18 protein-coding genes are annotated in these 17,471 nt (G+C 59.3%); 13 read left to right on the top strand and 5 right to left on the bottom strand.

Annotation, left to right across the window (positions count from 1 at the left end; genetic code table 11):
• Positions 1 to 11 precede the first annotated feature (11 nt).
• The 4 genes from atpD (at position 12) to glmS (ending at position 5,479) form a co-directional block, all read left to right on the top strand.
• Entirely contained in the window at positions 12 to 1,394 is a 1,383-nt protein-coding gene (atpD, locus tag ACJ8PN_RS18315) for a F0F1 ATP synthase subunit beta (RefSeq protein ID WP_033631385.1), read from the top strand.
• A gap of 20 nt (positions 1,395 to 1,414) precedes the next feature.
• The gene (locus tag ACJ8PN_RS18310) at positions 1,415 to 1,834 is read left to right on the top strand and encodes a F0F1 ATP synthase subunit epsilon (RefSeq protein ID WP_004933814.1); all 420 of its coding nucleotides are present in this window, start codon (positions 1,415 to 1,417) and stop codon (positions 1,832 to 1,834) included.
• Between the two features lie 290 nt (positions 1,835 to 2,124).
• Positions 2,125 to 3,498 carry a bifunctional UDP-N-acetylglucosamine diphosphorylase/glucosamine-1-phosphate N-acetyltransferase GlmU gene (glmU, locus tag ACJ8PN_RS18305; protein ID WP_442535138.1) on the top strand — a complete coding sequence of 458 codons (1,374 nt, stop codon included), beginning with the start codon at positions 2,125 to 2,127 and terminating at the stop codon, positions 3,496 to 3,498.
• A 151-nt stretch (positions 3,499 to 3,649) separates the two neighbouring features.
• Complete coding sequence (gene glmS, locus ACJ8PN_RS18300) at positions 3,650 to 5,479, top strand: glutamine--fructose-6-phosphate transaminase (isomerizing) (protein WP_004933817.1); 1,830 nt, start codon at positions 3,650 to 3,652, stop codon at positions 5,477 to 5,479.
• Between the two features lie 30 nt (positions 5,480 to 5,509).
• On the opposite strand, the gene ACJ8PN_RS18295 is transcribed toward glmS, so the two are convergent.
• Complete coding sequence (locus ACJ8PN_RS18295; RefSeq protein ID WP_256364571.1) at positions 5,510 to 5,641, bottom strand: hypothetical protein; 132 nt, start codon at positions 5,639 to 5,641, stop codon at positions 5,510 to 5,512.
• 173 nt (positions 5,642 to 5,814) lie between these two features.
• On the opposite strand from ACJ8PN_RS18295, the gene pstS reads away from it, so the two are divergent.
• The 8 genes from pstS (at position 5,815) to ACJ8PN_RS18255 (ending at position 12,911) form a co-directional block, all read left to right on the top strand.
• Positions 5,815 to 6,855 (top strand): phosphate ABC transporter substrate-binding protein PstS, encoded by a 1,041-nt coding sequence (pstS, locus tag ACJ8PN_RS18290; RefSeq protein WP_004933819.1) that lies wholly within the window; start codon positions 5,815 to 5,817, stop codon positions 6,853 to 6,855.
• A gap of 91 nt (positions 6,856 to 6,946) precedes the next feature.
• A complete protein-coding gene (gene pstC / locus ACJ8PN_RS18285; protein ID WP_004933822.1) occupies positions 6,947 to 7,903 on the top strand; it encodes a phosphate ABC transporter permease PstC in 957 nt (318 codons plus the stop codon).
• 1 nt (position 7,904) lies between these two features.
• Positions 7,905 to 8,795: a phosphate ABC transporter permease PstA gene (gene pstA / locus ACJ8PN_RS18280; RefSeq protein ID WP_004933824.1), complete on the top strand. Its 891-nt coding sequence runs from the start codon at positions 7,905 to 7,907 to the stop codon at positions 8,793 to 8,795.
• A 54-nt stretch (positions 8,796 to 8,849) separates the two neighbouring features.
• Complete coding sequence (gene pstB, locus ACJ8PN_RS18275) at positions 8,850 to 9,620, top strand: phosphate ABC transporter ATP-binding protein PstB (protein WP_016929614.1); 771 nt, start codon at positions 8,850 to 8,852, stop codon at positions 9,618 to 9,620.
• Between the two features lie 11 nt (positions 9,621 to 9,631).
• Entirely contained in the window at positions 9,632 to 10,366 is a 735-nt protein-coding gene (gene phoU, locus ACJ8PN_RS18270; protein ID WP_004933833.1) for a phosphate signaling complex protein PhoU, read from the top strand.
• 168 nt (positions 10,367 to 10,534) lie between these two features.
• Positions 10,535 to 11,374, top strand: coding sequence for an ABC transporter substrate-binding protein (locus ACJ8PN_RS18265; protein WP_019455482.1), 840 nt, complete (start codon positions 10,535 to 10,537; stop codon positions 11,372 to 11,374).
• 81 nt (positions 11,375 to 11,455) lie between these two features.
• A complete protein-coding gene (locus ACJ8PN_RS18260; RefSeq protein WP_442535137.1) occupies positions 11,456 to 12,169 on the top strand; it encodes an amino acid ABC transporter permease in 714 nt (237 codons plus the stop codon).
• Position 12,170: 1 nt separating this feature from the next.
• Positions 12,171 to 12,911 (top strand): amino acid ABC transporter permease, encoded by a 741-nt coding sequence (locus tag ACJ8PN_RS18255; RefSeq protein WP_442535136.1) that lies wholly within the window; start codon positions 12,171 to 12,173, stop codon positions 12,909 to 12,911.
• On the opposite strand, the gene yieH is transcribed toward ACJ8PN_RS18255, so the two are convergent.
• Together yieH and ACJ8PN_RS18245 are read right to left on the bottom strand one after the other, a co-directional pair.
• Complete coding sequence (gene yieH, locus ACJ8PN_RS18250) at positions 12,908 to 13,576, bottom strand: 6-phosphogluconate phosphatase (protein ID WP_411261664.1); 669 nt, start codon at positions 13,574 to 13,576, stop codon at positions 12,908 to 12,910. The two genes, ACJ8PN_RS18255 and yieH, sit on opposite strands and share 4 nt — an antisense overlap.
• A 46-nt stretch (positions 13,577 to 13,622) precedes the next feature.
• Positions 13,623 to 14,027, bottom strand: coding sequence for an NUDIX hydrolase (locus tag ACJ8PN_RS18245; protein ID WP_085337615.1), 405 nt, complete (start codon positions 14,025 to 14,027; stop codon positions 13,623 to 13,625).
• Positions 14,028 to 14,259: 232 nt separating this feature from the next.
• Here ACJ8PN_RS18245 and ACJ8PN_RS18240 point away from each other — a divergent pair, with 232 nt between their 5' ends.
• Positions 14,260 to 15,597 (top strand): NCS2 family permease, encoded by a 1,338-nt coding sequence (locus ACJ8PN_RS18240; RefSeq protein WP_004933851.1) that lies wholly within the window; start codon positions 14,260 to 14,262, stop codon positions 15,595 to 15,597.
• Positions 15,598 to 15,632: 35 nt separating this feature from the next.
• On the opposite strand, the gene ACJ8PN_RS18235 is transcribed toward ACJ8PN_RS18240, so the two are convergent.
• Positions 15,633 to 16,685, bottom strand: a complete 1,053-nt coding sequence (locus ACJ8PN_RS18235) for a hypothetical protein (protein ID WP_171455007.1) — start codon at positions 16,683 to 16,685, stop codon at positions 15,633 to 15,635.
• Positions 16,686 to 16,761: 76 nt separating this feature from the next.
• Positions 16,762 to 17,328, bottom strand: a complete 567-nt coding sequence (locus ACJ8PN_RS18230; protein ID WP_004933859.1) for an NADPH-dependent FMN reductase — start codon at positions 17,326 to 17,328, stop codon at positions 16,762 to 16,764.
• Between the last annotated feature and the right edge of the window lie 143 nt (positions 17,329 to 17,471).

Genomic DNA, 17,471 nt, shown 5'->3' with positions numbered 1-17,471 from the left:
GAGGATTCAAGATGGCTACTGGAAAGATTATCCAGGTAATCGGCGCCGTGGTGGACGTCGAGTTCCCTCAGGATGCCGTACCGAAAGTGTACGACGCCCTTGAGGTAGAAAACGGCACCGAAAAACTGGTGTTGGAAGTTCAGCAACAGCTGGGCGGTGGCGTGGTTCGCTGTATCGCAATGGGGACCTCCGACGGTCTGCGTCGCGGTCTGAAAGTGAACAACCTGGACCACCCGATTGAAGTGCCGGTGGGTAAAGCTACCCTGGGCCGTATCATGAACGTATTGGGTCAACCGATCGACATGAAAGGCGACATCGGCGAAGAAGAGCGTTGGGCGATTCACCGCGCGGCGCCAAGCTACGAAGAGCTGTCCAACTCCCAGGAACTGCTGGAAACCGGTATCAAGGTAATGGACCTGATTTGTCCATTCGCCAAGGGCGGTAAAGTCGGTCTGTTCGGCGGCGCGGGCGTGGGTAAAACCGTAAACATGATGGAGCTGATCCGTAACATCGCGATCGAGCACTCCGGTTATTCCGTGTTTGCGGGCGTGGGCGAGCGTACTCGTGAGGGTAACGACTTCTACCACGAAATGACCGACTCCAACGTTCTGGACAAAGTATCCCTGGTTTACGGCCAGATGAACGAGCCACCAGGTAACCGTCTGCGCGTTGCGCTGACCGGTCTGACCATGGCGGAGAAATTCCGTGACGAAGGCCGTGACGTACTGCTGTTCGTTGACAACATCTACCGTTACACCCTGGCCGGTACCGAAGTGTCCGCACTTCTGGGCCGTATGCCATCCGCGGTAGGTTATCAGCCAACGCTGGCGGAAGAGATGGGCGTTCTGCAAGAACGTATCACCTCGACCAAGACCGGTTCCATCACTTCCGTACAGGCCGTTTACGTTCCTGCGGATGACTTGACTGACCCGTCACCAGCCACCACCTTTGCGCACTTGGACGCAACCGTGGTACTGAGCCGTAACATCGCTTCTTTGGGTATCTACCCGGCCGTTGACCCGCTGGATTCCACCAGCCGTCAGCTGGATCCGCTGGTTGTTGGCCAGGAGCACTACGACGTAGCGCGTGGCGTGCAGTCCATTCTGCAACGCTACCAGGAACTGAAAGATATCATCGCGATCCTGGGTATGGACGAGCTGTCTGAAGAAGACAAACTGGTCGTATCCCGTGCGCGTAAGATCCAACGTTTCCTGTCTCAGCCGTTCTTCGTGGCAGAAGTCTTCACCGGTTCTCCGGGCAAGTTCGTATCGCTGAAAGACACCATCCGTGGTTTCAAAGGCATTATGGACGGCGACTATGACCACCTGCCGGAGCAGGCGTTCTACATGGTTGGCACCATTGAAGAAGCAGTGGAAAAAGCCAAGAAACTGTAACGCCTTGAGAGGAGGGTGATATGGCTATGACTTACCATCTGGATGTAGTCAGCGCGGAAAAACAGATGTTTTCCGGCCTGGTGCAGAAGATCCAGGTGACAGGCAGCGAAGGTGAACTGGGGATCTTCCCTGGCCATGCGCCGCTGCTGACTGCCATCAAGCCTGGCATGGTGCGTATTGTTAAGCAGCACGGTGAAGAAGAGTTCATCTACCTGTCCGGCGGCATCCTCGAGGTGCAGCCGAGCGTGGTTACCGTGCTGGCGGACACTGCTATCCGTGGTACTGACCTCGACGAAGCGAGAGCGTTGGAAGCTAAGCGTAAAGCTGAAGAACACATTCGCAGCTCTCATGGCGATGTCGACTATGCTCAGGCATCCGCTGAACTGGCGAAAGCGATCGCAAAACTGCGCGTTATCGAGCTCACCAGAAAAGCGATGTAATGTTTGGGTGCCCGGCACCCAACTTTAAGAAAGCGGCCTATAGGGTCGCTTTTTTTTTACTTTAAAATAAGCATTTCAGCCCGGCGGGCGGTGTGGTGTATAACCGCTGATATCGGGAAATAAACGTCGCCGATCGCCGACAGTTTTTTCGTCCCGACGCCGAATTAGCCGTGATAGCGGCAGACCAAGGCCCACGCGGCCTGCGCCGGGTTCGTGCAGAGAAATATGTAGTAATATCGTCGCTAAACGGTTTTACTTTCGTCTATCAAAATGGAGTTATCAGGTTGCTTATGTCGAACAGCGCAATGAGCGTGGTCATCCTCGCCGCGGGCAAGGGAACACGCATGTATTCCGATCTTCCCAAGGTCTTACATCCGTTGGCCGGCAAGCCGATGGTGCAACACGTCATTGATGCCGCGATGAAACTGGGCGCGCAACAGGTTCATCTGGTATACGGCCACGGCGGCGATCTGTTGAAAAGCACGTTGACCGAAGGCGCGCTGAACTGGGTGCTGCAGGCCGAGCAACTGGGTACCGGCCATGCGATGCAGCAGGCCGCGCCGCACTTTGCCGACGATGAAGACGTGCTGATGCTGTATGGCGATGTGCCGTTAATCTCCGTGGATACGCTGCAACGCCTGCTGGCGGCCAAGCCGCAGGGCGGCATCGGCCTGCTGACGGTCAAGCTGGACGATCCGAGCGGTTACGGCCGCATCGTGCGTGAGCAGGGTAACGTGGTGGGCATCGTCGAACACAAGGACGCCAGCGAGGCACAGCGCCAGATCAACGAGATCAATACCGGCATCCTGGTGGCGAACGGGCGCGATCTGAAGCGCTGGCTGGGAATGTTGAATAACGACAACGCACAGGGCGAGTTTTACATCACCGATATCATTGCGTTGGCCCATGCCGACGGCAAGAAAATCGAAGCCGTGCACCCGTCGCGTTTAAGTGAAGTGGAAGGTGTAAACAACCGTCTGCAGCTGGCGACTCTGGAGCGCGTATTCCAGTCGGAACAGTCTGAAAAGCTGCTGTTGGCCGGCGTGATGTTGTTGGATCCGGCGCGTTTCGATCTGCGCGGGGAACTTGTTCACGGCCGTGACATCACTATTGATGCGAATGTGATTATCGAAGGTCACGTCAAGCTGGGCGACCGGGTGAAAATCGGCGCCGGCTGCGTGCTGAAAAACTGCGTGATCGGTGATGACTGCGAGATCAGCCCTTACAGCGTGCTGGAAGACAGCGTGCTGGAAGCCGACTGCACGGTGGGGCCGTTCGCCCGCTTGCGCCCAGGCGCGGAGCTGGCGGCAGGGGCTCACGTCGGCAACTTCGTGGAAATGAAAAAGGCGCGTCTGGGCAAAGGCTCCAAGGCCGGCCACCTCAGCTACCTGGGCGATGCCGAAATCGGTGATGACGTGAATATCGGCGCCGGCACCATCACCTGTAACTACGATGGCGCCAACAAGCACAAAACGCTGATCGGCGACGGCGTATTCGTCGGTTCCGATACTCAGCTGGTGGCGCCGGTGTCGGTCGGCAAAGGATCCACCATCGCCGCCGGCACCACGGTAACGCGCGATATCGCCGAGAACGAACTGGTGCTGAGCCGCGTCAAGCAGGTGCACATTCAGGGTTGGCAACGTCCGGTGAAGAAGAAGCCATAGTGTGTTTTGCGTTGGGCTCCGTTCAGAGCCCAATACAAAACATAATAACCCCCACCATCTACAGGCTCGGGGGATGCACGGTAAAAACCGGCAAAAATCAGGTCAAGGCATCGAAAGCGCCCATGAAGGGCGTTCATTAGGAATATAACTGATGTGTGGAATTGTAGGCGCAGTAGCGCAACGTGATATCGCAGAAATCCTGTTGGAAGGCTTACGTCGTCTCGAGTACCGCGGTTATGACTCCGCTGGTCTGGCGGTGGTCGATGAAAAAGGCAACGTCAGTCGCCTGCGTCGCGTTGGCAAGGTACAAAAGCTGGCCGAAGCGGCGGAACAAACCGATCTGCACGGCGGTACCGGCATCGCTCACACCCGTTGGGCTACGCACGGTGAACCGACCGAAGCGAACGCGCACCCGCATGTTTCCGACTACATTACCGTGGTGCATAACGGCATCATCGAAAACCACGAGCCGCTGCGCGAACTGCTGATTGAACGCGGTTACCGTTTCAGCTCTGAAACCGACACCGAAGTGATTGCGCACCTGGTGCACTGGGAACAACTGCAAGGCGGTACGCTGCTGGAAGTGGTTCAGCGCGTGATCCCGCAGCTGCGCGGCGCTTATGGCACCGTGGTGATGGACAGCCGCGATCCGAGCGTGCTGGTCGCGGCGCGTTCCGGCAGCCCGCTGGTTATCGGCCGCGGCGTCGGGGAAAACTTCATCGCTTCCGATCAGCTGGCGCTGCTGCCGGTCACCCGCCGCTTCATCTTCCTGGAAGAGGGCGACGTGGTGGAAGTGACTCGCCGCACCGTCAACATCTTCGACAAACAGGGCAACGCCATCGAGCGTCCTGAGATCGAATCCCAGGTGCAGTATGACGCCGGCGACAAGGGCGCTTATCGCCACTACATGCAAAAAGAGATTTACGAACAGCCGCTGGCGCTGAAAAACACCCTGGAAGGGCGTTTCAGTCATGGCCAAATCAACCTGAGTGAGCTGGGGCCGCACGCCGACGAGCTGCTCGCCAAGGTGCAGCACGTGCAGATTATCGCCTGTGGGACGTCTTACCACTCCGGTATGGTGGCGCGTTACTGGTTCGAAGCGCTGGCCGGCGTGCCGTGCGATGTCGAGATCGCGTCCGAATTCCGTTACCGCAAATCGGCGGTGCGTCCGGGCAGCCTGATCATCACTCTGTCGCAGTCCGGCGAAACTGCCGACACCCTGGCGGCGCTGCGCCTGTCCAAAGAGCTGGGTTATCTCGGTTCGCTGGCCGTTTGTAACGTTGCCGGCTCTTCGCTGGTGCGCGAATCCGATCTGGCGTTGATGACCAAAGCGGGTACGGAAATCGGCGTAGCCTCGACCAAAGCCTTCACCACGCAGCTCACCGTGCTGTTGATGCTGGTGGCGCGCCTGGGCCGTCTGAAAGGCATGGCGGAAAGCGTGGAGCACGAGATCGTGCATGGTCTGCAGGCGCTGCCGGCGCGTATCGAGCAGATGCTGTCGATGGATAAAGAGATCGAAGCGCTGGCGGAAGGCTTCTCCGACAAGCACCATGCGCTGTTCCTCGGCCGCGGCGATCAGTATCCGATCGCCATGGAAGGGGCGCTGAAGCTGAAAGAGATCTCCTATATTCACGCTGAAGCTTATGCGGCGGGCGAGTTGAAACACGGCCCGCTGGCGCTGATCGACGCCGACATGCCGGTGATTGTGGTGGCGCCGAACAACGAACTGCTGGAAAAGCTGAAGTCCAACATTGAAGAAGTGCGCGCGCGCGGCGGCCAGCTGTACGTGTTCGCCGATCAGGACGCCGGCTTCGTCAGCAGCGAAGGCATGACCCTCATTCCTCTGCCGCACGTCGAGGAAATCGTCGCGCCGATCTTCTACACCGTGCCGCTGCAGCTGCTGTCTTACCACGTGGCGCTGATCAAGGGCACCGACGTTGACCAGCCGCGCAACCTGGCGAAGTCTGTCACCGTAGAGTAATTTGTTGCAGGTAAACTGCAAAAGCCGGCCTTAGCGCCGGCTTTTTTCATGAGTGACCTTAAAGATGACAGCGCTGCCGTTTCGGTGATAAACGTTGTCATATTCAAGCGGATAGGCCGCGCCAAGCCGGTTTTTTATTGCTTGTGAAATGTGCTGTTTCACGGCTAACCTTCTGATTTACATACAAACAAACACCTATCAAATACGCTGTAATATAACTGTCATATTGCGTACATTTTTCTGTCACCAAACTGTCCTATTTTCCCTCCTGCAGCAATACTTACTCTGATTAAAACGACTCGAAGTCGATTTTAAGTATCCCATTAGGAGGGATTATGAAACTGATGCGTACCACCGTCGCCAGTATTGTGGCAGCGACCTTCTCCCTGACCGCCGTGTCCGCGTTCGCTGCTGCCAGCCTGACCGGTGCAGGTGCGACATTCCCCGCTCCGGTTTACGCCAAGTGGGCAGATTCTTATCAGAAAGAAACCGGCAATAAAGTTAACTATCAGGGCATCGGCTCCTCTGGCGGCGTAAAGCAAATCGTGGCCAACACCGTTGACTTTGGCGCTTCCGACGCCCCGCTGTCTGACGACAAACTGGCGGCCGATGGCCTGTTCCAGTTCCCGACCGTGATTGGCGGCGTGGTGCTGGCGGTGAATATCCCGGGCATCAAATCCGGCGAACTGACGCTGGACGGCAAAACCCTGGGCGATATCTACCTGGGCAACGTCAAAAAGTGGAACGATCCGGCTATCACCAAGCTGAACCCAGGCGTGAAACTGCCTGACCAGAACATCGCCGTAGTGCGCCGCGCCGACGGTTCCGGCACCTCGTTCGTATTCACCAGCTACCTGTCCAAGGCCAATGCGCAGTGGAAAGAAAAGATTGGCGCCGGTTCTACCGTTAACTGGCCGACCGGTCTGGGCGGTAAAGGCAACGACGGCATCGCCGCCTTCGTTCAGCGTCTGCCTGGCTCTATCGGTTACGTAGAATACGCTTACGCCAAGCAGAACAACCTGGCTTACACCAAGCTGGTGTCCGCCGACGGCAAACCGGTCAGCCCGACCGAAGAGAGCTTCAGCAACGCCGCCAAGGGTGCGGATTGGAGCAAAACCTTCGCTCAGGATCTGACTGACCAGAAAGGCGATAACGTGTGGCCAATCACCTCCACCACCTTCATCCTGGTGCACAAAGAGCAGAAAAACCCTGCTCAGGGCGCCGAAGTGCTGAAGTTCTTCGACTGGGCCTACAAAACCGGCGCCAAGCAGGCGAACGAACTGGATTACGCCACCCTGCCGGCAGAAGTGGTTGAGCAGGTGCGTGCGGCCTGGAAAACCAACGTAAAAGACAGTTCAGGTAAAGCGCTGTACTAACAACGCAGGGGCGCGGGTTCGCCGCGCCCCACACAGTTCTTCAGGCTCCGATCACGGTTGGGGCTGCCAGGGTTCAAACAGAGAGTAATCTATGGCTGAGTACAAGCCGACCATCAAAGCACCGGGCAAAAACGGTGACATCATTTTCAGCGCGCTGGTGAGACTGGCTGCGCTGATTACCCTATTGTTGCTGGGCGGCATCATCGTCTCGCTGATCTTCGCCTCCTGGCCAAGCATGCAGAAATTCGGCTTTGCGTTCCTGTGGACCAAAGAGTGGGACGCGCCGGCGGAGCAGTTCGGCGCGCTGGTGCCGATCTACGGCACCGTGGTCACCTCGCTTATCGCGTTGATCATCGCCGTGCCGGTGAGCTTCGGCATCGCGCTGTTCCTGACCGAACTGGCGCCGAACTGGCTGAAGCGGCCGCTGGGCATCGCCATTGAGCTGCTGGCGGCCATTCCGAGCATCGTCTACGGCATGTGGGGCCTGTTCGTGTTCGCCCCGCTGTTCGCCGAATACTTCCAGACGCCGGTGGGCGAAGTACTGTCTGGCATTCCAATCGTCGGTGAGCTGTTCTCCGGCCCGGCCTTCGGCATCGGCATCCTGGCCGCCGGGGTGATCCTGGCGATCATGATCATCCCTTACATCGCTGCGGTCATGCGCGACGTGTTCGAACAGACCCCGGTAATGATGAAAGAGTCGGCCTACGGCATCGGCTGCACCACCTGGGAAGTCATCTGGCGCATCGTGCTGCCGTTCACCAAAAACGGTGTCATCGGCGGCGTGATGCTGGGCCTGGGCCGCGCGCTGGGGGAAACCATGGCGGTGACCTTTATCATCGGCAACACCTACCAGCTCGACAGCGCTTCGCTGTACATGCCGGGCAACAGCATCACCTCGGCGCTGGCCAACGAATTCGCCGAAGCCGAGTCCGGCGTGCACACCGCCGCGTTGATGGAGCTGGGCCTGATTCTGTTTGTTATCACCTTTATCGTGCTGGCGCTGTCGAAACTGATGATCATGCGTCTGGCCAAGAATGAGGGGCGTTAACATGGCGACGATGGATATGCAAAACGCAGTCGTTCTGGCGGAAAGCCGCCGCAAAATGCAGGCCTGGCGCCGGCAGAAAAACCGCCTCGCGCTGTTCCTGTCGATGGCGACCATGGCGTTCGGGCTGTTCTGGCTGATCTGGATCCTGATCGCCACCGTCACCAAAGGCTTCGACGGCATGTCGCTGGCGCTGTTCACCGAAATGACCCCGCCGCCGAACACCGCGGGCGGCGGCCTGGCCAACGCCATCGCCGGCAGCGGCCTGCTGATCCTGTGGGCGACCCTCTTCGGTACGCCGCTGGGCATCATGGCCGGCATCTATCTGGCGGAATACGGCCGTAAATCCTGGCTGGCGGAAGTGATCCGCTTTATCAACGACATTCTGCTCTCCGCACCGTCGATCGTGGTGGGCCTGTTCGTTTACACCATCGTGGTGGCGAAGATGGAACACTTCTCCGGTTGGGCCGGCATCGTGGCGCTGGCGCTGCTGCAGGTGCCGATCGTCATTCGCACCACCGAGAACATGCTGAAGCTGGTGCCGGATACGCTGCGCGAGGCCGCCTATGCCCTGGGCACGCCGAAATGGCGCATGATTTCCGCTATCACGCTGAAGGCGTCGGTGTCCGGCATCATCACCGGCGTGCTGCTGGCGATTGCGCGTATCGCGGGGGAAACGGCGCCGCTGCTGTTCACCTCGCTGTCGAACCAGTTCTGGAGCACCGACCTGATGCAGCCGATCGCCAACCTGCCGGTGACCATCTTCAAATTCGCCATGAGCCCGTTCGCCGAATGGCAGCAGCTGGCCTGGGCCGGGGTGCTGTTGATCACCCTGTGCGTACTGTTACTGAATATCCTGGCGCGCGTAATTTTCGCCAAGAAAAAGCATTCATAAAATTTTGAGCGCCGCTTTGGCGGCGCTGATGAAAAGAGAGAAGTCTTGATGAGTATGGTTACTGACGCTTCCAGCAGCAAAATTCAGGTACGCGATCTGAACTTCTACTACGGCAAATTCCATGCGCTGAAGAACATCACGCTGGATATCGCCAAGAACAAGGTCACCGCGTTTATCGGCCCCTCCGGCTGCGGCAAATCCACCCTGCTGCGCACCTTCAACAAGATGTACCAGCTGTACCCGGAACAGCGTGCGGAAGGCGGCATCCTGCTGGACGGCCAGAACATCCTGACCGACAACTCGGATATCGCGCTGCTGCGCGCCAAGGTCGGCATGGTGTTCCAAAAGCCGACGCCGTTCCCGATGTCGATTTACGACAACATCGCCTTCGGCGTCCGCCTGTTTGAAAAGCTGTCGCGCGCCGATATGGACGAGCGCGTGCAGTGGGCGCTGACCAAGGCGGCTCTGTGGAACGAAACCAAGGACAAGCTGCACCAGAGCGGCTACAGCCTCTCCGGCGGCCAGCAGCAGCGTCTGTGCATCGCCCGCGGCATCGCCATTCGTCCGGAAGTGCTGTTGCTGGATGAGCCTTGCTCGGCGCTGGATCCGATCTCCACCGGCAAGATTGAAGAGCTGATCAGCGAACTGAAGGCCGATTACACCGTGGTGATTGTGACGCACAACATGCAGCAGGCGGCGCGCTGCTCCGACTCTACCGCATTTATGTATCTGGGCGAGCTGATCGAGTTCAGTGATACTGATAACCTGTTCACTGCGCCGCAGAAAAAGCAGACTGAAGACTACATCACTGGCCGTTATGGTTGATAGGAAGCATCATGGATAACCTGAATTTAAACAAACACATTTCCGGCCAGTTCAACGCAGAGCTCGAGCATATCCGCACCCAGGTGTTGACCATGGGCGGGCTGGTGGAGCAGCAGCTGACCGACGCCATCACCGCGATGCACAATCAGGATGGCGAGCTGGCCAAGCGCGTGATCGAAGGCGACGCCAAGGTCAACATGATGGAAGTGGCGATCGACGAAGCCTGCGTGCGCATTATCGCCAAGCGCCAGCCGACCGCCAGCGATCTGCGTCTGGTGATGGCGATCATCAAAACCATTTCCGAGCTGGAACGCATCGGCGACGTGGCGGACAAGATCTGCCGCACCGCGCTGGAGAAGTTCTCGCACCAGCACCAGCCGCTGCTGGTCAGCCTGGAGTCGCTGGGGCGCCACACCGTGCAGATGCTGCACGACGTGCTGGACGCGTTCGCGCGCATGGATCTGGACGAAGCGATCCGTATCTACCGGGAAGATAAAAAGGTCGATCAGGAATATGAAGGCATCGTGCGTCAGCTGATGACCTACATGATGGAAGATTCGCGCACCATTCCGAGCGTGCTGACCGCGCTGTTCTGCGCCCGTTCTATCGAGCGTATCGGCGATCGCTGCCAGAACATCTGCGAATTTATCTTCTATTTCGTCAAAGGACAGGATTTCCGTCATCTTGGCGGCGACGCCCTGGAAAAGCTGCTCTCTCCGGGCGGTAAAGACGAAAAAGACGACTAACCCTTTCCGGGTAATATCCTTCCAAGGCGCGGTTTCTCGCGCCTTTATTCCATCTTAAGTGCGTAAAGATAAAAAGGTTATAAATATAGCTTTTTATATTATTTCCTGACCTATGTGACGCTTGCTAGCTTATCCGCCAGCAGGACATCAACCACTTAGGAGCTCTCTATGAAACATCGCGCTTTGGCCTTAACGTTGTTAGCCAGTCTGACCGGCCTCGCCGCCGGCGCCGCGCACGCGGACAAACTTGACGATATCAAGCAAGCCGGCGTGGTGCGCATCGCGGTGTTCGACAGCAATCCGCCGTTCGGTTACATCGATCCGCAGAGCAAGAAGCTGGTGGGCTACGATGTGGATGTCGCCGACGCGATCGGCAAAGCGTTGGGGGTGAAAGTGGAGCTGCGCGCCACCAACCCGGCCAACCGCATTCCGCTGCTGGTGTCGAAGAAGGTTGACCTGATTGCCGCCAACTTCACCATTACCGACGAGCGCGCCAAGGAAGTGAACTTCAGCGTGCCGTATTTCGCCACCGGCCAGAAATTCATCGCCCGCAAAGGCGTATTGAAAACGCCGGAAGACATCAAGAAGCTGCGCATCGGCGCGGATAAGGGCACGGTGCAGGAAATCACCCTGCGCGAGCGTTTCCCGACGGCGAAAGTGATCTCCTACGATGATACCCCGCTGGCGTTCGTGGCGCTGCGTAACGGCAACGTGCAGGCGATCACTCAGGACGACGCCAAGCTGGTCGGCCTGCTCGGCAACCTGCCGGCGGCGCAAAAGGCGGAGTTTGAAATTTCGCCGTTCAGCCTGACCAAAGAGTATCAGGGCGTCGGCATTCCCAAGGGCGAAGATCGCCTGACCGCCGCGGTGAACGAGACGCTGATCAAGCTGGAAAAAGACGGTGAAGCGGTTAAGATTTACGATCGCTGGTTCGGGCCGGAAACCCAATCCGCCCAGCCGCGCGGCGATTTCAAAATCGCGCCTTTGGATCAGCAACCGAAAGCCTGATTTAACCGCGCGCGGTGAGATCGGTACGGAGGGGCGCAGCTTGCTGCGCCCCTGATGCATTCTGCAAGACAAGGATTGAACATGAACCTGGACTGGCTGCTGGCGCCGCAATACCTGAGCTGGCTGTGGCACGGCTTTCTGCTGACGCTGTGGCTTTCCGCCTGCGCGGGCTTGACGGCCACGCTGCTGGGCTTCGTGCTGGCGGCGATGCGCGACAGCAGCCTGCGGCCGTTGCGCTGGCTGGCGATGGGCTACAGCTCGCTGTTTCGCAATACGCCGCTGCTGGTGCAGCTGTTCTTCTGGTACTTCGCCGCCGGGCAGATCTTGCCGTCCGCCGCCATGCAGTGGCTGAACAGCGCCCATCAGATCGGCCCGCTTGAGTGGCCGTCGTTCGAGTTTCTCGCCGGTTTCTTCGGCCTGACGCTGTACTCCACCGCCTTTATCGCCGAAGAGATCCGCTCCGGCATTCGCGGCGTCGCCGGCGGGCAGAAATATGCCGCTCAGGCGCTGGGGCTGACCGGCTGGCAGGCGATGCGCTATGTGGTGCTGCCGCAGGCGCTGAAAATCGCGCTGCCGCCGCTGCTGGGCCAATACATGAACGTGATCAAGAACTCGTCGCTGACCATGGCGATCGGTGTGGCCGAACTCTCTTACGCCTCGCGTCAGGTCGAAACCGAGACCCTGCGCACTTTCCAGGCGTTCGGCGTGGCGACGGTACTGTACATCGCCATCATCGCGCTGCTGGAAGGCTGGGGCATGTGGCGACAACAGCGTAAACCGCTGGGAGGGCATTAAGATGGATTTCAGCGTGATTCACGACAACCTGGGTTACCTGCTGTGGGGCACCTGGCCGGACGGGCCGCTGGGTGGCGCGGCGTTGACGTTGGCGATCAGCCTGATGGCCGGCGTGGCCTCGGCGCTGCTCGGCACCTTACTCGGCGTGGCGCTGGCGATGTCGCGCGGCGTCGCCGCCGGGCTGCTGGCGGCGGTGTTGGGCTTTTTCCGCGCCATTCCGGTCATCATGTTGATCTTCTGGACCTATTTTCTGTTGCCGATGGTGTTTGGCGTCGAGATCCCTGAAATCACCACCGTGGTGTGCGCGCTGGCGCTGATCGCCTCGGCCTATCTGGCCCATGCGGTGAAAGCCGGCATCGCCGCCATCGGCCCCGGCCAGTGGCAGGCCGGGCTTTCTCTGGGGCTGACCCGCTGGCAGACGCTGCGCATGATCGTGCTGCCGCAGGCGCTGCGCATGATGGTGCCGTCGTTCATCAACCAGTGGATCTCCCTGATCAAAGACACCTCGCTGGCTTATATCGTCGGCGTTGGCGAACTGACCTTCCTGGCGACCCAGGTCAACAACCGCAGCATGGTCTACCCGATGGAAGTGTTCCTGTTTGTGGCGCTGGTCTATTTCGTATTCTGCCTGGCGCTCGATCTGCTGGCCAATGCGGTCAACCGCCGCTTCGGCGCGCAAACCCGCGCGCTGAAGCGGTCCTGGCGCTGGTGGCGCAACAAGCCGCCGTTGCCGGCCAGTTAATCGGCCGTCAGCCGCCAGCCGCGTTCGCGCCACAGCGCGGGCAATTTAGCCAGGTCGTCAAACGTTGTCACCAGCGGGTGATCGATCGGCGGGTTATGCGGATCGGCGCAGAAGTAAAAGACCGGGATGCCGGCATTGATGCCGGCCTGCGCGCCGGCGGGTGAATCGTCCACCAGGATGCAGCGCGTCACCGGCACCTGCATCTGTTCGGCAGCGTGAAACACGATCGCCGGATCCGGCTTCCAGCGCTGAATGTCATAGCCGCTGAACAACCGGTCATCAAAATAAGGCAGCATGCCGGTCAGGCCGAGCGAGTGCTGCATCTTGCTGACCGGCCCGTTGGAGACGGTGCAGACTGGCACCGTCACCTGCGCCAGCAGCTCGCGGGCGCCGGCAATCTGTTGCAGCTCGCTGTCGAACAGCCGTGCCACTTCCTGCCGATACAGCGGCTCCAGCGCCTCTTTTGCCAGATCGGTGCCCTGCTCGGCGTTGACTCGATCGATGATCTCGTACAGCTTCACCCCTTTGTATTTCTTGAACACCTCTTCCAGCGACAGATGAATGCCGTAGCGGGCGAACATGTGTACATAGGCTTTGCTGCACAGCACTTCGCTGTCCACCAGCGTGCCGTCGCAGTCGAACAAAATGCAGTCAATCTGATTCATACGGGACTGGTTCCTTCGGGTTAACGCCGCTGAGGCGACTCAGCGATCACTTGATCAGGCTACGCGCCTTGAGATCGTGCAAAATCAGCGCGGCGACGTGTGAACACTGCGGCAGATCGCGGCTGTCGCACCACTTCAGCTCGGCGATTTCGGCGGCCGGCTGCAACTGCCCGGTAAAGCCGGCCTGGTAGCAGCGAATACGCACCTGGGTGCCGTCCTGCTTGCCGTCTGCCGGGCCGGAGAACTCGCCGTAAAACGCGATGGAGTTCGGCTGCAGCGCGACGGTCAGCTCTTCGTCGATTTCGCGGCACAGCGCCTGTTCGTCGGTTTCACCCGCTTCGCGCTTTCCGCCCGGCATATAAAACAGCGTCTTGTTGTGTGAGCGCACCAGCGCCACTTTGTCATCTTTCAGCGCGATCAACGCCAGCTTATCGATAAAGGTCGAAGACATGCGGGTTCCTGTTTGTTAACGGATAGGGAAAGAGGGGCGATAGGCCATTTTATCGGCCGTGCCGACAAACGGCAACGCAGCGGTCGGTCGGGGGATGAATGTCTGTAAATACAAGCCGTTGACGCATTTAGCCGTAAAGACGGCGAAAAAAACCTGTGACCGGCGTCAAAAGCCCCACTTTTTGTTATAGGATAGCCGGCGACTGTCCATTCCCATTTTCGGAATTCTGATAATGACCAAACCAGTATCTGGCCTTGACGCTGAGCAAGGCTTGCTTGGGCGCGTGTTTAAACTCAAGCAACATGGCACGACGGCGCGTACGGAAACGATTGCCGGTATCACCACCTTCCTCACCATGGTGTATATCGTGTTCGTTAACCCGCAAATTTTGGGCGCGGCGGGCATGGATACCCAGGCGGTATTTGTCACCACCTGTTTGATCGCCGCCTTCGGCAGCATCTTTATGGGCCTGCTGGCGAACCTGCCGGTGGCGTTGGCGCCGGCGATGGGGCTGAACGCCTTCTTCGCCTTCGTGGTGGTCGGGGCGATGGGCATCTCCTGGCAGGTGGGCATGGGCGCCATCTTCTGGGGCGCGGTCGGCCTGCTGCTGCTGACCATTTTCCGCATTCGCTACTGGATGATCGCCAACATTCCGGTCAGCCTGCGCGTCGGCATCACCAGCGGCATCGGCCTGTTCATCGGCATGATGGGGCTGAAAAACGCCGGCATCGTAGTGGCCAACCCGGACACGCTGGTGACCATCGGCAGCCTGACCTCGCACAACGTGCTGCTGGGGGCGCTCGGCTTCTTCATCATCGCCGTGCTCTCTTCGCGTAACTTCCACGCGGCGGTGCTGGTGTCGATCGTGGTCACCACCCTGATCGGCTGGATGCTGGGCGACGTGAAATACGGCGGTCTGTTCTCGCTGCCGCCGAGCATTACCTCGGTAGTGGGCCAGGTCGACGTGGCCGGCGCGCTGAACATCGGGCTGGCCGGGGTCATCTTCTCGTTTATGCTGGTGAACCTGTTCGACTCCTCCGGCACCCTGATCGGCGTCACCGATAAAGCCGGTCTGACCGACAACCAGGGCAAGTTCCCACGCATGAAGCAGGCGCTGTACGTTGACAGCATCAGCTCGGTGGCCGGTTCGCTGGCGGGCACCTCTTCCGTGACCGCTTACATCGAAAGCTCATCCGGCGTCGCCGTCGGCGGCCGCACCGGTTTGACGGCGGTGGTCACCGGCCTGCTGTTCCTGCTGGTGATCTTCCTGTCGCCGCTGGCGGGCATGGTGCCGGCGTATGCCGCCGCCGGCGCGCTGATCTACGTCGGCGTGCTGATGACCTCCAGCCTGGCGCGGGTGAAATGGGACGATCTGACCGAAGCGGTACCGGCGTTTGTCACTGCGGTGATGATGCCGTTCAGCTTCTCGATCACCGAAGGCATTGCGCTCGGCTTTATCTCCTACTGCGTGATGAAGCTGGGTACCGGCCGCTGGCGTGAAATCAGCCCGTGCGTGGTGGTGGTGGCGCTGCTGTTCGTGCTGAAGATCGTCTTCGTCGACGGCCATTGACAGCCAAAGGGCCGACGGCGGTCGGCCCTGAATCCCTAGACGCCCGGCGTCGCATCCGGTGCCTGATCCAACACCCACTGCAACGGCCGTCTGAAGCGCGCCTGCCAGCTGCCGGCGGCATCCTCTCCCTGGGCGAAGTGCAGCGTCTGCACCTGATTATCCTCCCCGAACAGATTGGCGAAGTGCAACGCCAGCGCCTGCTCGCTGAAGGTCTGCCGATCGTAATACGCCATCACGATTTTCTTTTTCGCCGCCAGCGACTGCTGGGCCGGTTTGATTTCGCCGTGGGGGGCGATCAAGAGCGCGCCGGCGTAAAACTGCGGGTACTTCGCGAGCAGGTTAGCGGCATGCAGCGCGCCCTGGCCGCGGGCACTGAGGTAAATCCGCCGGGGATCCAGCTTTAGCTGCGGAGCCAGCTGTTGCACCGTGCGCTGCAGGGCGGTTTGGGTGCTCTCGTCGCTGTAATTTGACCAGCGGAAGCTGTTTTCCGACAGCATCTGCGTGCCGTTGATCTCGATGTAGGCCACGCCCATTTCGCCGAACAGCAGCCGCTCCTCGGGGCTGATGGCGGCGGCTTTGCCGTAGGTATGCAGGAAGATCACCGTTGGCCAGCCTGCGGGCGGCGCTTCGCCGTCCGGTATCGCGTAGCTGGCCTTGCCTTCATACTGACGGGCGTGCTGCAGATAGCGCGCTTTGGTGGCGGCCAAAATGGATTGGTAAGTGGCGGAGTGTTGGATGCTGTTGAAGGCGTCGTCCTCCAGCAGGTTGTAGTAGTACCACAGGCCGCGGTCGGCGCTCAGCTGCAGGTAACGCTCCGCCAGTTCGGTTTGCCCCTTCTCCGCCGACGACACCGCCAGCTGGTAGGGTGCCCAGACGTTGCGGCCGTCTTCGCGCATCAGCGTCAGGTACAGCGACATGGCGCCGAGCTTTTTGTCTTCCTGGGTTTGCGCGGAACGCGACAGTTGGGCGTTGAGCGCGCTGTGCGCCGGCAGCTCCAGCGGCTCTTCACCGGCGGGATAACGCATGTCTGCGGCGAAAGCGGGACTGGTGATGGAAACGAAAAATAACGCTAAAATGAAAAAATACATGATGCTATGGCTTTAATTTCAATAAATTGACGGACGTCATGTCCTGTTGGGGCGCCCAGCGGGCGCCGCGAGACCTTCACTCCACGCGGCGAATAAAATCGCTGAACGCGGACAGCTGGCCGGTCAGGAAATCCAGCGTTCCCTGGTCGCTCAGTTCACCGGCCTGTTCATCGACCTTGCTCTGGATCACGCCGCCCATAAACTCAGGCTTGTTCATGACCATCGCATCGAGGAACACCAGGATCTGGCGCAGATGGTATTGGCAGCGCGCGCCGCCGATCGGCCCCATTGAGCTGGTTTGAATGGCGACCGGCTTGCCGGCCAGCGGCTGATTCGGTACGCGAGACAGCCAGTCGATGGCGTTCTTCAACCCGCCGGGTACGGAATAGTTATATTCAGGGGTGACGATGATCACGCCGTCGGCCTGGCGGATCTGCTCGGCGATCGCCTCGACCGCGGCAGGGAAGCCTTCACCCTGTTGCATGTCGGCGTCGTACAGCGGGATATCGCGGATGGAGGGCAGCGCTTCAATGGTGACGCCTTGCGGGGCCAGGCCAGGCAGGGCGCGGGCCACCATGGCGTTGTAGGAGCCTTTGCGCAGGCTGCCGAGTAGAGTGACGATTTTTAAGGCTTGGTCTGACATGGTGATTCTCCCTTTCGAATGAGCAGATTCAGCGTACAACATGGGCGAATAGTAGGCTAAAGCGCGGGTCGAGAATAGGCGATTGCTCAACATTTAGCTGTCTTTACAATTTAATCCAGTAACTCGTGCGGTAAAGACCGCGT

Source organism: Serratia sp. CY76391 (genome assembly GCF_052166695.1).
Classification (GTDB): Bacteria; Pseudomonadota; Gammaproteobacteria; order Enterobacterales; family Enterobacteriaceae; genus Serratia; species Serratia nematodiphila.
The sequence above is the reverse complement of the archived record's forward strand: the minus strand, read 5'-3'. Positions and strand labels throughout refer to the sequence as shown.